General features: G+C 63.5%; 15 protein-coding genes and 1 tRNA gene. 10 read left to right on the top strand and 6 right to left on the bottom strand.

Annotated features, from left to right (window positions below; translation table 11 throughout):
• The first annotated feature begins 244 nt into the window (after positions 1 to 244).
• Entirely contained in the window at positions 245 to 1,255 is a 1,011-nt protein-coding gene (locus tag ACPWR9_RS20095; RefSeq protein WP_426330740.1) for a serine/threonine protein kinase, read from the top strand.
• A gap of 68 nt (positions 1,256 to 1,323) precedes the next feature.
• Here ACPWR9_RS20095 and ACPWR9_RS20090 read toward each other — a convergent pair whose 3' ends face one another.
• Positions 1,324 to 1,782, bottom strand: a complete 459-nt coding sequence (locus tag ACPWR9_RS20090; protein ID WP_426330741.1) for a metal-dependent hydrolase — start codon at positions 1,780 to 1,782, stop codon at positions 1,324 to 1,326.
• 397 nt (positions 1,783 to 2,179) lie between these two features.
• On the opposite strand from ACPWR9_RS20090, the gene ACPWR9_RS20085 reads away from it, so the two are divergent.
• Positions 2,180 to 2,908, top strand: a complete 729-nt coding sequence (locus ACPWR9_RS20085) for a transporter (RefSeq protein ID WP_426330742.1) — start codon at positions 2,180 to 2,182, stop codon at positions 2,906 to 2,908.
• Between the two features lie 160 nt (positions 2,909 to 3,068).
• Positions 3,069 to 3,145: transfer RNA gene (locus ACPWR9_RS20080), tRNA-Met, on the top strand.
• A gap of 116 nt (positions 3,146 to 3,261) precedes the next feature.
• Here the strand turns inward: ACPWR9_RS20080 and ACPWR9_RS20075 are convergent.
• On the bottom strand, positions 3,262 to 3,657 hold the full coding sequence (locus ACPWR9_RS20075) for a VOC family protein (RefSeq protein ID WP_426330743.1): 396 nt from the start codon (positions 3,655 to 3,657) through the stop codon (positions 3,262 to 3,264).
• A gap of 160 nt (positions 3,658 to 3,817) precedes the next feature.
• On the opposite strand from ACPWR9_RS20075, the gene ACPWR9_RS20070 reads away from it, so the two are divergent.
• The 3 genes from ACPWR9_RS20070 to ACPWR9_RS20060 all read left to right on the top strand — a co-directional run bounded on the left by ACPWR9_RS20070 (position 3,818) and on the right by ACPWR9_RS20060 (position 7,661).
• Positions 3,818 to 4,159, top strand: a complete 342-nt coding sequence (locus ACPWR9_RS20070; protein WP_426330744.1) for a zinc ribbon domain-containing protein YjdM — start codon at positions 3,818 to 3,820, stop codon at positions 4,157 to 4,159.
• Positions 4,160 to 4,347: 188 nt separating this feature from the next.
• The gene (locus tag ACPWR9_RS20065) at positions 4,348 to 5,895 is read left to right on the top strand and encodes an FAD-dependent monooxygenase (RefSeq protein ID WP_426330745.1); all 1,548 of its coding nucleotides are present in this window, start codon (positions 4,348 to 4,350) and stop codon (positions 5,893 to 5,895) included.
• Positions 5,892 to 7,661 (top strand): ATP-binding cassette domain-containing protein, encoded by a 1,770-nt coding sequence (locus ACPWR9_RS20060; RefSeq protein ID WP_426330746.1) that lies wholly within the window; start codon positions 5,892 to 5,894, stop codon positions 7,659 to 7,661. The genes ACPWR9_RS20065 and ACPWR9_RS20060 overlap by 4 nt, the downstream gene beginning before the upstream one ends.
• Before the next feature lie 60 nt (positions 7,662 to 7,721).
• On the opposite strand, the gene ACPWR9_RS20055 is transcribed toward ACPWR9_RS20060, so the two are convergent.
• A complete protein-coding gene (locus tag ACPWR9_RS20055; RefSeq protein ID WP_426330747.1) occupies positions 7,722 to 8,513 on the bottom strand; it encodes an HAD-IIB family hydrolase in 792 nt (263 codons plus the stop codon).
• Positions 8,514 to 8,620: 107 nt separating this feature from the next.
• Here ACPWR9_RS20055 and ACPWR9_RS20050 point away from each other — a divergent pair, with 107 nt between their 5' ends.
• From ACPWR9_RS20050 to ACPWR9_RS20035, 4 genes are all read left to right on the top strand, one after another.
• Positions 8,621 to 8,998, top strand: a complete 378-nt coding sequence (locus ACPWR9_RS20050) for a nuclear transport factor 2 family protein (RefSeq protein WP_426330748.1) — start codon at positions 8,621 to 8,623, stop codon at positions 8,996 to 8,998.
• A 30-nt stretch (positions 8,999 to 9,028) separates the two neighbouring features.
• Positions 9,029 to 9,850 carry an AraC family transcriptional regulator gene (locus tag ACPWR9_RS20045; RefSeq protein ID WP_426330749.1) on the top strand — a complete coding sequence of 274 codons (822 nt, stop codon included), beginning with the start codon at positions 9,029 to 9,031 and terminating at the stop codon, positions 9,848 to 9,850.
• Positions 9,851 to 9,972: 122 nt separating this feature from the next.
• Positions 9,973 to 10,398, top strand: coding sequence for a cupin domain-containing protein (locus ACPWR9_RS20040; protein ID WP_426330750.1), 426 nt, complete (start codon positions 9,973 to 9,975; stop codon positions 10,396 to 10,398).
• A gap of 232 nt (positions 10,399 to 10,630) precedes the next feature.
• A complete protein-coding gene (locus ACPWR9_RS20035; RefSeq protein WP_426330752.1) occupies positions 10,631 to 10,879 on the top strand; it encodes a hypothetical protein in 249 nt (82 codons plus the stop codon).
• 15 nt (positions 10,880 to 10,894) lie between these two features.
• Here the strand turns inward: ACPWR9_RS20035 and ACPWR9_RS20030 are convergent, their stop codons facing one another.
• The 3 genes from ACPWR9_RS20030 to cobA are packed head-to-tail and all read right to left on the bottom strand — an operon-like array spanning position 10,895 to position 13,506.
• Positions 10,895 to 12,103 (bottom strand): CmpA/NrtA family ABC transporter substrate-binding protein, encoded by a 1,209-nt coding sequence (locus tag ACPWR9_RS20030; protein ID WP_426330754.1) that lies wholly within the window; start codon positions 12,101 to 12,103, stop codon positions 10,895 to 10,897.
• A gap of 9 nt (positions 12,104 to 12,112) precedes the next feature.
• Positions 12,113 to 12,688, bottom strand: a complete 576-nt coding sequence (locus tag ACPWR9_RS20025; RefSeq protein WP_150681075.1) for an ANTAR domain-containing response regulator — start codon at positions 12,686 to 12,688, stop codon at positions 12,113 to 12,115.
• Between the two features lie 53 nt (positions 12,689 to 12,741).
• On the bottom strand, positions 12,742 to 13,506 hold the full coding sequence (cobA, locus tag ACPWR9_RS20020) for a uroporphyrinogen-III C-methyltransferase (protein ID WP_426330755.1): 765 nt from the start codon (positions 13,504 to 13,506) through the stop codon (positions 12,742 to 12,744).
• Positions 13,507 to 13,529 lie beyond the last annotated feature (23 nt).

The following is a 13,529-nucleotide window of genomic DNA, read 5'->3' as shown; positions in this document are numbered from 1 at the left end:
CTAACCACCGGGCTTTCCAGCCCGTCGCATCTTCCTGCTTCGCCGCTTTCGCTGCGTCGCTGTCGTTGCGAGAGACGAGATATTAGTCACCTTCTTCGATGCGCGCAAGGGGTTTGTGAAATTATTTTGAAAATGCCGGAATTCGAGTGCATTTCCCATCCCCATCGCTGGGTCACTCGCCCACTCTCTCTATATAGAAGAGCCAACACGCCCCGGCATCGATGCCTTTGGCACAATAGCGGGCATGAACTCCGACCTCTCGCAGCAAGCCCCTGGGTACACCCATCCGTTCTCGGCACTTCTCCCCGATACGGTGATTACCGCCGTGGAACATCTCGGCAGCTATAGTGATGGGCGACTGCTCGCACTCAATAGTTATGAGAACCGCGTCTACCAAGTCGGCATGGAAGACGGCCCGCCACTCATCGCGAAGTTCTACCGCCCCGCCCGCTGGACCGACGCCGCCATTCTGGAAGAACACGCTTTTACGCAAGAACTCGAACAGCGTGAAATTCCGGTCGTGGCGCCGCTCGCTATCGACGGCAAAACACTGCATCACTTCGATGGTTTTCGTTTTGCCGTCTTCCCCCGGCGCGGCGGTCGTGCGCCGGAGCTTCAAGATCCGGATACGCTCAATTGGCTCGGCCGCTTTCTAGGCCGCATCCACGCGGTCGGTGCGACGCAGCCGTTCGCGCATCGCCTGACACTCGATATCGACACGTACGGCCGCGCGCCCGTCGACTATCTCTGGACAAGCAACTTCATCCCAACCGACCTGCGCGACGCTTGGCGCAGCATCGTTGATCTGGCGCTGGCAGGCATCGCGCGTGCCTACGACCGGGCGGGAGACATCAAACTGCTGCGCGTTCACGGCGACTGTCACGGTGGCAACGTGTTGTGGACCGATGCCGGCCCGCACTTCGTCGACTTCGACGACACCTGCATGGCGCCCGCGATGCAGGATCTGTGGATGCTGCTCTCTGGCACGCGCAGCGAGATGACGATGCAGCTCGACGAGGTGCTGAGCGGCTACGAAGACTTCGCCGAGTTCAACCCGCGCGAACTCCACCTGACCGAAGCCCTGCGAACCCTGCGCCTGCTCCACTACAGCGCCTGGCTGGCACGTCGCTGGGATGACCCCGCGTTCCCCGCGGCATTTCCGTGGTTCAACACGCAGCGCTACTGGCAAGACCGCATTTTGGAGTTACGCGAACAAGTCGCCTTAATGGATGAGCCACCACTCGTCTGGCGCTAGGCGCAATGCGGCGAGCCCCAAGCCGCCACCCAAGACGCACCCGACGTCCATGACTTACATCGTCGCGCTCACCACCACCGCCACATGGCGACGGCGAGCGCGGCGGCGACGCACCACTCGGCAGACGATCCCGTCGTGACATAGAGCGGCGAACGAAACCGCGTTCGCAGCGGCCAGCAAAGCGGCACGCCCGAGGGCGTCAGCCAGTCGGCAAGCAAGTGGGACAGATATCCCGCGCAAAGCGCCAACGCCCACGGCGGCACGTGCCCCCATCCGTAAACGCACGCAGCGACGAACAGCATCAACGGCAACAGCGAATGCGTCATGCCGCGATGGCCGAACACGCTGGAAATCGCCAACGACACGGGAGCCAGCCGCTTTCCCAACATACTCTTGGGATGATCGATATCGGGCAACAGCGCACCGACAAGCGTCAAAGGCCACGCGTGAACACTGGCGGCCCAACCGGTGCGGTGCATCAGCCACGTCGCGCCGATACCGAAAATAAGATGACTTCTGGCTTGCATGAGGAAAGAAAGAGGGGGAAGACGCGACGCCCATCGTCAATGCGCCCCATTTTGGAAATGGATTGCGATGACAGCGCCAACGCGCACGAGCGATTGCCTCGCGCGAAGGGCCGCGGAGTCTACCACCGCCCCGAGCGGCTTCCTACGACGTTTTCACCGTGACGCAAGTTCCGAAGACACATTGGGATGACATCTTCGTGACTCGCGCAACAGCGGCATGCAAGGAATCGCTCATGTCATTTAAACGCGGTTGACGCTGCCCAGCGCCGCCACGTACGATCCGCCCGATCATTTTGTTTTCCAATATCTGATCCCCAGCGCCACGCCGAGCCAGCCCCGGTCGTGTCGACGCCAAAAATCCAACGTCTGGCCGCCCGACGACCAGCCGGAGTTTTCGATGAAGAAGCTTCTGATCCTTGCCGCTGCCCTCACTCCGCTTGCTGCGAACGCGATGAATCCGCTCGTGACGGACGACACGGGCACGCAGGACACCGGTAACTGGCAGTTGGAGCTCAGCAGCGAGTGGACGTCGCTCGTCAACGCGCGCCAACAGCAATGGAATTCCACGCTGACCTATGGCGTGCTGCCGAATCTCGACATTGCCGTGCAGGCGCCGTATCAACGCAATCGTCCTGACGGTGCCAGTTGGACGAACGGATTCGGCGACCCGCAACTGCAAGCCAAGTGGCGTTTTCTGGAGGGCGAGAACTGGAGTCTCGGCCTGAAGCCGTTCGTGACGCTGCCGACGGCAAGCCACGATCGCGGCCTTGGCAATGGTCGCGTAACAAGCGGCGCGAACCTCCTGATGCAGTACGACCTCGATCGTTGGACGTTTCTTGGCAACTTGGGCTACACCTGGAACGACAATCGGGACGGGAATCGAAAGAGCTTGTGGAACGCGTCCGCTGCCGTGTTGTTCAACGTGACGGACAAACTTCGCCTGGCGCTGGATATCGGCAACCAAACGAATGCCGATACCTCATCGACGACGAGGCCGGCGTACGCGCTGGTCGGTGCGATCTACAGCCCGACCAAGGATCTCGATATCGACGCCGGTTACAAACGCGGCCTGAATCCGGTATCGATCGGGCACTCGGTGCAGGCTGGGGTGACGATTCGCTGGTAACGCCTAGGCGCGATCGGCGGCTCATTTTTACCGCAGCGCGACATGCGCGAAATGCGCGAGAAATGCGAACGTCGCGCACGAATTTACGGGTGTCCTTAAAATAAATTTCATAAACGTTTGACAGGATGCGCGTTATTCCCGTATTATTCTTCTTCTCAGACGCGGGGTGGAGCAGTCTGGCAGCTCGTCGGGCTCATAACCCGAAGGTCACAGGTTCAAATCCTGTCCCCGCAACCAAATACGAAAAGCCCGTTGATCGCAAGATCAACGGGCTTTTGTTATTCCGCGGACGACATTGCGCTCGCTAGCCTTCACTCGCGAACGTATTGCCCCGCCGGACGGGACAACGGCCATCATTCACCGGTATCGTCCGCCCCAATCTCCTGCGCCACGACAAATCGATGCCCGTCGGGGGTCGCTACGACGAATTCCCGCATGCGGTAGGGCCGGTCCGTTGGCGGCGAGAGCAAGATCGCGTCCTTGAGCGCAAACGCCTTGTACAACGCGTCGACGTCGTCCACTTCCAGATAGGCGAAATAGCTGTGATCGCCGATCTGCGATGCCGGTGGCGTGTCGGGGCAAGCGCCCAGCATGATGCGAACGCTGCCTCGCGAGACGAGACGCCAGTCCGACGCCTCCGTCCACGTCACCTGAAAACCAAGCACGTCGCGAAAGTACGCCGCGCTGCGGTCAATGTCCTGAACCGCAAGGACAGACGCAAACGGGCGCAGGGTATCGATGTCGGGCATGTTCACTCTCCTTCCTTGAGTCGAATCACATCACTGGCGGCGGGCAATCGAACCGCCTCGTCAAACGGCGCTGCGAGAATCGGCAGCCATACACAGCGTTATACTCTCGCGCTTCTGTTCACGCGCTGGTTCATCCCAGCGGCCAAAAGGATTACCTCCCATGAGCACATTGCCTCCCTGTCCGAAATGCAATTCCGAATTCACGTATGAAGACGGCGGCCAGTACATCTGCCCGGAGTGTGCGCACGAATGGTCGGCACAGGCTGTCGCAACGAGCGAACCCACTGAGAAGGTCTACCGCGATTCGACCGGCACCGTCTTGCAAAACGGCGACACCGTGACCGTCATTAAAGATCTGAAATTGAAAGGCTCGGGCGGTGTCATCAAGATGGGCACCAAAGTGAAAAATATCCGCCTGGTCGACAGCGACCACGACATCGATTGCAAGATCGACGGCTTCGGTGCCATGAGCCTGAAAACAGAGTTCGTCAAAAAGGTTTAACCAACCAATTCACGTGCGTGGCCATCGTGTCTGCCACCGCATCAAACCCCAGCCAGACATAAACACCCGCGGCGGCCTCAAGCGCATAGCGTAACGCTGACCAGGTGGACTTCACGCAACACGGGATGCCTATAATCGCCGAAACGATCGATCACAGCGTCACAAGATAACGCAACGAAGGACTCCTCTTGATCTACGACGTCATCATCGCTGGCGCTGGCCCCGTCGGCTTATTTCTCGCCTGCGAGTTGCGCCTGGCGGGGGTTTCGGTGCTCGTGCTGGAACAAGCCGCCACGCCGGACTCGCCATTGAAGCGGCTGCCGTTCGGATTGCGCGGCCTGTCGATGCCGACGCTCGATGCCTTCTACCGTCGCGGCCTGCTCGACGAGATCACCACCCCGCAGCGCACGAAAGACGGCGCCAAAGATGCGCCGAGCGCGCCGCATTGGATGCAGCAAGCGCGTCGCCCGGGTGGTCATTTCGCTGGCATCCAATTCTTCCAAGACAACATCGACACGTCGAAGTGGCAGTACTTTCTGCCCAACCCGGCGGGCACCAGCGTGGCCGTCGAGATGGAACACATCGAATCTGTATTGGCAGCACACGCCATCGCAGCAGGTGCCGACATCCAACGCGGCAACGGCGTCGATGGCTTCACTCAGACCACCAATGGCGTCACCGTGCACGCGGGCGGCAAGGCATTCGAAGCAAGATGGCTCGTCGGTTGCGACGGCGCACGCAGCGCGGTGCGCAAAGCGGCCGGTATCGAATTCGTCGGCACCGATCCCGAGTTCACCGGCTATTCGGTGCAGGTCGAGATGGTCGATCCCGACAAACTCACGCCGGGCCGTCACTACACGCCCGCGGGCATGTACACCTACCAAGCGCCGGGCACCGTCGCGATCGCCGACTTCGACGGTGGCGCCTTCCATCGCACGCAGCCGATCACCCTCGAGCATGTGCAAACGGTGCTGCGGCGCGTATCCGGCACCGACGTCACCGTAAGCAAGCTGCGGCTCGCAACCACGTGGACCGATCGCGCGCATCAAGCCGCGACCTACCGCAGCGCCCGCGTGCTGCTCGCAGGCGACGCGGCACACATCCACTCTCCGCTCGGTGGCCAAGGTCTCAATCTGGGACTGGGCGACGCCATGAACCTCGCATGGAAACTGGCCGCAACCCTGCGCGGCCACGCACCTGCCGATCTGCTCGACACCTATACGAACGAACGTCACCCGGTCGGCGCGCAGGTGCTCGACTGGTCGCGCGCGCAAGTCGGCATCATGCGGCCAAGCCGGAGTTCGCGCGCGCTCGAAGCGATCCTGCGCGATCTCATCGACACACGCGACGGCGCGACCTACTTCGCCGAGCGGGTGTGGGGCGCGTTGCTGCGCTACGACCTCGACAGCGACCATCCGCTAGTGGGCCGCAGCGCCCCGGACTTTGCCCTCGTCGACGGAACGAAACTTGGCGCACGGCTCGCAACAGGCAAAGGCTTGCTGCTGGACTTCGACGCGCACGCTTCGACACAAGCCCTGATAAGCCGCTGGCGGGACCGAATCCACTACGTCGGCATCGACGCGCAGGACCGCATGGGATTGCGCGCACTACTGATACGGCCCGACGGCTTCGTCGCTTGGGCCGGTGACACATCTCCCGCGTACGATCACGCCCTCGACCACGACGCCATCGCCCAAGCGGCTACGCGATGGTTCGGCACCCCGGACGACGCATGACAGCCCCCGACGCAAAAGACACCCCGGACACCCCGCCCCCCCAAACCACCGCCCCGGCCATCGGCCTGGGCAGCGCCGCCCGCGATCTCTATCGCGCGCTGTGGCATCACGCCGCGGGCGTGCGCCCGCAAATGCTCGGTGCCGCCGCCCTGCTGTCGGCGGCCCAGCTCTTGCGACTGACCATGCCCTGGCTAGCTGCACAGGCCATCAACGCGCTCCAGCAGGACAACATGTCGCTGGCGGGCCGCTGGATTCTCTATCTCGTCGGGATCTATCTGCTCTCTTGGCTGCTGCACGGCCCGGGCCGCGTGCTGGAGCGCAACGTCGGCGTACGCGTGCGCTTGCGGCTGGCCGATCAGCTCTACGCGCGCATCGCCGCCGCCCCTCTGGTCTGGCGTGACGGCAGACATTCGGGCGAACTACAACACCGCGTGGTGCAATCGAGCCGCGCGCTGTCCGACTTTGCCCAGAACCAGTTTGGTTACCTGCAAAGCGCGTTCAACTTCGTCGGACCGCTGGTCGCACTCGCCCTGCTCTCTAACACCAGCGGCGTCATTGCGATCACCGGCTACGTCATCATCGCGATCATCATCCTTCGATTCGACCGCGTGTTGATGCAGCTTGCCCGCGCCGAGAACGATGCCGAGCGTCGCTACGCCGCCGCGTTGCTCGATTTCGTCGGCAATGCCGGCACCGTCATCGGCTTACGCTTGCAGGCCGCCTCACGCAAAGTGCTCGGCCGCCGCATGGACGCCGTGATGGTGCCGCTACGTCGCACGGTGCTCGTCAACGAGGGCAAATGGTTCGCCGTCGACCTGCTCGGCATGGGGCTTACGTGGATTCTGGTCGTCGTGTACGTGCTGCAATCGCGCCAGCCGGGCCAGGCGATTCTGCTCGGTACCGTGTTCATGATTTACCAGTACGCGCAGCAGGCGGCGACGGTGGTCGGTGCGATGGCGTCGAACTTCCAGAGCTTTGCGCGCATGCATACCGACTACGGCAGCGCCGAGCCGATCTGGCAGGCGCCTAGCGACCCCGATGCCGCCGTGCCCGCCGTCGACCCCGGCGCGACATGGCAGACGCTCTCGTTGCACGGTGCCACATGGCACTACGCCAACAATGCGCGCGGCGGGCTGCATGACATCGATCTCGTACTGCAACGTGGCTCACGTGTGGCCCTGATCGGCCCGAGCGGCGGTGGCAAGAGCACGCTGCTGCGCATGCTTGCAGGCCTCTATCCACCGCAGCAAGGCGAATTGCGCAGCGATGGCACGCTCATCGAATGGCCGGAACTGCGCACGCTGGCCACGCTGATCCCGCAAGAGGCCGATGTCTTCGAAGCCAGCGTGAACGAGAACCTGACCTTCGGCGAGCCTGCCGACGAGACCGCCGTGCAGTCGGCCGTCCATACCGGTGCTTTCGACGACGTCTTGCAACGCTTGCCCGACGGGCTCAATAGCGCGCTAAGCGAGCGCGGTGGCAACCTCTCCGGCGGACAGCGTCAACGACTGGCCTTGGCGCGCGGCGCGTTGGCGGCGCAGGGAAGTTCGTTGCTGCTGCTCGACGAGCCGACCAGTGCGCTCGACCCGCAGGCCGAAGCCCGCGTCTTCGACCGCATGGACGCGGCTTTCCCGTCGGCCTGCATCGTGGCCTCGGTGCACCGGCCGAGTCTGCTCAGCCGCTTCGACACGATTGTCGTGATGGAAGCTGGCCGCGTGGTTGATGTAGGTCCACGCGATGAAGTGCTGGCTCGGCGCGGCCACTAAACACGCCGCGGGCCGAAGCGGAGCGCGACGTCGGTCTGTCATCGACGCATCGAGCCCGCGTCAGTCCGCCGCTGACTCTCGCGCTCGCAAAATCGCGTCGGCAAACTCCACGAACCCCGCCCCGCCCGGCCCCTGCGTCACCCACGCGGGCGGCACGGGCAGTTGCGGCAGATAGTCGACGACGGTGCTCACCCCGGCCGTGTGTTTGAAATACGCGAACATTGGCGCGTCGTTGGTGGAGTCGCCGGAATAAGCGACGACGTCGCTGGCCGCTTCGGCATCGACGCCGAACACCTCGACCAGCACCCGCTTCGACATCGATAGCTTGTCGTAGCCGCCCAGCCAGCCCAAGACCCACAGGTTGTTGATCGTGGCATCGGCCCCGGCATTTAACAACGCGCTGACAATCTGCTGATCTTGTTCCGTCCCCGAGCGCCGATACGCCAGACTGGTCAGCCGGAACGCCTGATCGTCGGCCCGTCGTGCCTCGGGAATCGCCGCCTCAATCGTCGCGGCGATGGCCTGAAGTCGACGCTGAACATCGACCACCCGCTCATCGGCATGCCAATACGTCCGCGTCACACTATGCCCATCCGGCCCTCGCGTAAGAAACAGACCGCCATTCTCGGCAATCACGCCGTCAACGGGCCACATGCGCGCCATCTGATCGCACCACCCGGCAGGCGCGGCGGTCACCGGAATCACGCGGATTCCGCTATCCTGCAAGCGCTCGAGCGCCGAATAGGTGGCGGCCGCCAGCCGCCCTTGGTAAGTCAGGGTCTCGTCCATATCGGTCAGCACGAATTGGACAGTGGAAAACTGATGGCGCGGCGCTAACGACAATGTCTGCATGATGCAATTCATCCGAGGTAGTCCCTGGGATTATGCAGGCCGATGCCAAACGCGTTCTTCCCGCCGCGGGAATCGTTATCAGCGAAACGACTAAAGGACACCCGACCATGGACGACGACCAGACCATTGCCGCCATCACCGCGCTGGAAGCCAAGCTGCGGGCGGCCATGCTCACAAGCGATGTCGACGCGTTGAACGAATTGCTCGACGACGATCTGGTCTTCACCACCCCGGACGGGTACGTGCTCTCCAAGGCGGAGGATTTGTCTGCGCATCGCGACGGGCAGCTACGTCTGAAGCAACTGGACGTCTTCGACACGCAGATCCGCCGAATCGACGCCCTGTTTCTGACCACAACCAAAGCGACGCTGGCAGGCCAGTACGGCACGATGGCATTCGACGGCACCTACGCCTACACACGCTTGTGGCGCCCACATGGGTCGACGTGGCGGGTGGTGGCTGGGCAAGCCGCGAAGATCGGCTAATTGGCTATTCGGCAGATAGGCACGCTCCTCATGCAAAAACCGTCCAAACCCGCCGACTGGGTCAAGCGCGCCACGCCGATCGACGGCGTCGAGCGCATCGAAGCGTGGTTCCAAGGCAATGCCTACGCGATGCATCGCCACGACACCTACGCCATCGGCCGCACGCTAGCGGGTGTACAAAGCTTCAATTACCGGCGCGACCGGCGCGACAGTCTGCCGGGACACACGATGGTGTTGCACCCTGACGAAGCCCACGATGGACAGGCGGGCACGGACGAGGGTTTCCGGTATCGCATGCTCTACGTGCAGCCGTCGGTCTTCCAAGAGGTGCTCGGCGGACAGGCGCTACCTTTCGTCGAAGGCGGATTGTCGACCGACCCGCGTCTGGCAGCAGCGACCGAAACATTACTCTTGCAAGTCGGCGACACGCTCGAGCCGTTGGAACAAAGCGACGCGCTCGCGGAACTCGCCCATGCACTCGCCATCGCAGCAGGCACGCCCCACACCGGGGGCAAGGGCGATTATTTCGCCGCCCGTCGCGCGCTCGACTATCTGCACGAAAACTGCACGCAGGCCGTCACACTCGACGCGCTGGAAACGGCGACCGGTCGGGACCGCTGGAGCTTGTCGCGCGATTTCCGCCAGTTTTACGGCACCAGCCCGTATCGCTATCTGACGATGCGCCGACTCGACGTGGTGCGGCGGCTGCTGATGGCTGGGCAACCGCTGGCGAATGCCGCCGCCGACGCGGGTTTCGCCGATCAAAGCCACATGTCGCGGCACTTTCTCAAGACGTTCGGCCTGACACCGGGCCGCTGGCTTCAGGCCGCCCACCGCAAAGCGGGCAGCTAAAGCCAACGCCGCCGCGCCGCCCGCCGCACCCGCCAAAACATCCCCACCCCGCACAAACGTTCAATACGGTCGCTGCCCGGGCGCGTACGCTCGGCATTTCCCCCTCACGACCGGAGACAACGATGTCCGCCCCACAAGACAACCTCTCGGCCGCCCCGACGCAGCGCGGGCAGTCGCAGGCTATCGACCCGATAGCCAAAATCTCGCGTATCGACGGCCACTGGCAGCCCCGCGTCGTCGCCGAGATGAACGACTACCAGTTCAAGGTCGTGAAGGTGATTGGCGACTTTGTTTGGCACGCCCATGCCGATACCGACGAAACCTTCATCGTGCTGGACGGCGAACTCCACATCGACGTGCGTGACGCCGACGGCGAACGCACGATTGTCGTGCCCGCCGGCCAGATGGTGGTGGTGCCGAAGGGGATGGAGCACAAGCCTTTCGCGCCCAGCGAGGCAAAGCTAATGCTGATCGAGCCGCGTGGCGTCGTGAATACGGGCGATGGCGATGCCGGTGAACGGACGGTGGCGAACGACCAGTGGATTTGACGCCATCGCATTTTGTTCAGATTTCACAACAGATGTTTTCCAATCTGCGTATTTATCCGTCGCGCGTGGTCTCTTAAACTTGCAGTCATGTTGCGAGACGGGAGGAGGCGCCCGGGCTTGCATGACTTCCGGCGTACTAACTAGCAGCTAGTGCGCCGGTTTTAGTTGAACCCCCTGCCGTCTCCATGGCGCGTGCCGCGAGTGCGGTGCGCCCGCACCACACACGACGGTCATGACAAGAAAAATTGCATTAGCGGCCTTCCTTGCAATCCCGGGGTCCTTCGCCATCCTCGCGATTGCCTTGCTGCATCCCACGCTCCGGCGCGAACTTGCCCGCGCGGCTGGCCTCGAGCCGGTGTTCGCGAACCTCTCGCGTCAATTGGTGCTGTTCGCACTGGTTTGCCATTTGCACCTGCATCATCGCCAAGGCATGCGCGCCCTCTGCACGCAAGGTGCCGATTGCGACGCTTTCGCGCGCTGAATTACGTCGCACGAATTAGGTCGACCGAATCGGAAACCCATCAACGTAGCCGCGCAAGTCACCGTCCGGCCCCCAGACGGTTTCGTCCCACACTCGGCCATCGCATAACACTTCCTGCATCGGCGCTGACGCCACCGGAACCCCTTCGGCTCGCGCCGCCGCCTCATAAAGCGCAATCTGGTTGACCTGCGCTGCGGTGCGGGCCGCCGACGCGAGCGCCTCGTCACCTGCCATCCCCCAGCGGCGATATTGCGAGATGAACCACATGCCATCCGACAAACGCGGATAAGTGACCGAGCCGTCATCGAAGAAGCTCACCGGCAACAGCGCATGGCGTCCCTGCAAGCGCCCGAAATCCCCCAGCAGACGCGCAGCGATCAGGTCGCGCGGCGCACCGACCCACGCCGGTTCAGCCAGCCACCCGGCCGCCTCTTCACGATGCCCCGGCATATCGAGCCAACGGCACGCACTGAGTAGCGTGCGCACCAGCGCCAACGCCGTCTTCGGATACCGGGTCACAAAATCTCTGCGGCAAGCGAGTACCTTCTCGGGGTGGTTCGGCCAGATGTCGCTCGACACCGCTACCGTCCGCCCGAGCCCACGCGCTTGCGCCACCGCATGCCACGGTTCGCCGCAGCAAAAACCGTCTAGCCCGCCCTCTTCCATCGCCGCCACCATATGGGCGGGCGGAATGACGATGCGCGCAATCTCCGAGAGCGGATCGATCCCCTGCGCGGCAAACCAGTAGTTGAGGAACATCGCGTGCGTGCCCGTCGGGAACGTCTGCGCGAATACAGGCGTGTGATCTAGCGTCGCGAGCGCATCGCGCAAACTACCGGTCTGCGCCATCGCGTCGGCCAGCGACGGCGTCACCGTCACCGCTTGCCCGTTCCGGTTGAGCACCATCAGCACCGCCATGTCCTCACGCGGTCCGCCAATGCCCAACTGCACCCCGTACACAAGGCCGTACAGCGAATGCGCGGCATCGAGCTCGCCCGTGAGCAACTTGTCGCGCACGGCGGCCCACGACGATTCGCGGCTTAGCTCCAGCGTGAGTCCATGCTCGTGCCCAAGCTCCAGTCGCTTGGCGACCACGAGCGGCGCGGCGTCCGAGAGCGCCACGAAGCCCACGCGCAGGTGGCGCTTTTCCGGCGCAGTGCCTGATGTCGCACCTAGCGTGTCGGCGCGCCCTGCGCCGAAATCCATCCATGATGACGTCGACATGAGCAGTGTCTATCCCAGTAATTCGGCGATCGAGACGAGTTGGCGCGCCACTTCGACAAGTTTCTCGCCCTGATCCATCGCCCGTTTGCGCAGAAGGGCGTACGCCTCCTGCTCGGAAATCCTGCGCCGGTCCATCAGCAGACGTTTGGCCCGGTCAATGAGTTTGCGGTCGGCCAGTTCGCTCTCGGCCTTGGCCAGCCGCGCACGCAACTTCTCTTCGTGCGCGAAGCGGGCGAGCGCCACTTCGAGAATCGGTGCCAGCCGGTCAGCGGCGAGCCCTTCCACCGAATATGCCGTTACGCCAGCATCGACAGCCGCGCGAATGAGCGACTGATCGCCGTCGGCTGAGAACATCAATACCGTGCGAGGCGCGGCAGCGTTCATCACGGCGAGTTGTTCGAGCGTGTCGCGCGACGGCGATTCGGTATCGATGATGACCACGTCCGGGCGTTCGCTCTCGACCACACGCGGCAACGCCTGCGGCTTGGCCACCTCGGCGAGCATCTCGCAGCCCAGACGTGCGAGCGCCGCCCGCAAGTCGCCAATGGGCTTGTCGGTATCGGTCACCAACAGCACGCGCAGCATGCTGGGCGACGCACCCGGTGGAATATCCGTAGCGTCAGTCACGATGTAGTACTTTAGGCCGCTTGAGCGATAAACGAAGTGGTGCAGGCACCCGCCTCCGGCACGGCGACCGCCTCACCGACCGCGCCGCCAACGAGCAATATAGCCGGACTGGCGAAATCGCCCGCCCTCACGTCCTGTGCCAGCCGCCCGAGCGTCGTCACCAACCGGCGCTCGTGTGCCGTGCCCGCCCACTGTACGGCGGCGGCCGGTGTTGCGGCATCGAGATGCGCGAGCAACGTTTCGCTCAGCGTTTCCACGCGGTGCACGCCCATGTAGATCGCCAGTGTCGTGCCCGTCGCGGCGAGCGCCGCCCAGTTGGGCGCCGTGCCGTCCTGCCGGTGCGCAGTCACGAACGTCACCCCCGCGCAGTGATCGCGATGCGTGAGCGACATGCCAAGCCCGGCGGCCGCCGCGAACGCTGCCGACACGCCGTTGACGATCTCCACCGCCACCCCAGCGAGCCGCAGCGCGCGCATCTCCTCGCCAGCACGGCCAAACATCAGCGCGTCGCCGCCTTTGACCCGCACCACATGCGCGCCGCGCCGGGCCAGCCGACACATCAACCGCTCGATGAACGCTTGCGGTGTCGAGCGGCAGCCGCCGCGCTTGCCCACGGCAATCACGCGCGCCTGCGGGGCGAGCGTGGCGATGTCCGGGTTGGCCAAATCGTCGACCAACAGCACGTCGGCCTCGCTCAGCACTCGCGCGGCGCGCAGCGTGAGCAGATCGAGCGCGCCGGGGCCCGCACTGAGCAGGGTCACTTTGCCGAGTTTCATGATCGTTCTCCGTCAATTCTGCT

The organism is Pandoraea pneumonica (assembly GCF_049918595.1).
In the GTDB taxonomy this organism is placed as follows: Bacteria; Pseudomonadota; Gammaproteobacteria; order Burkholderiales; family Burkholderiaceae; genus Pandoraea; species Pandoraea pneumonica_A.
The sequence above is the reverse complement of the archived record's forward strand: the minus strand, read 5'-3'. Positions and strand labels throughout refer to the sequence as shown.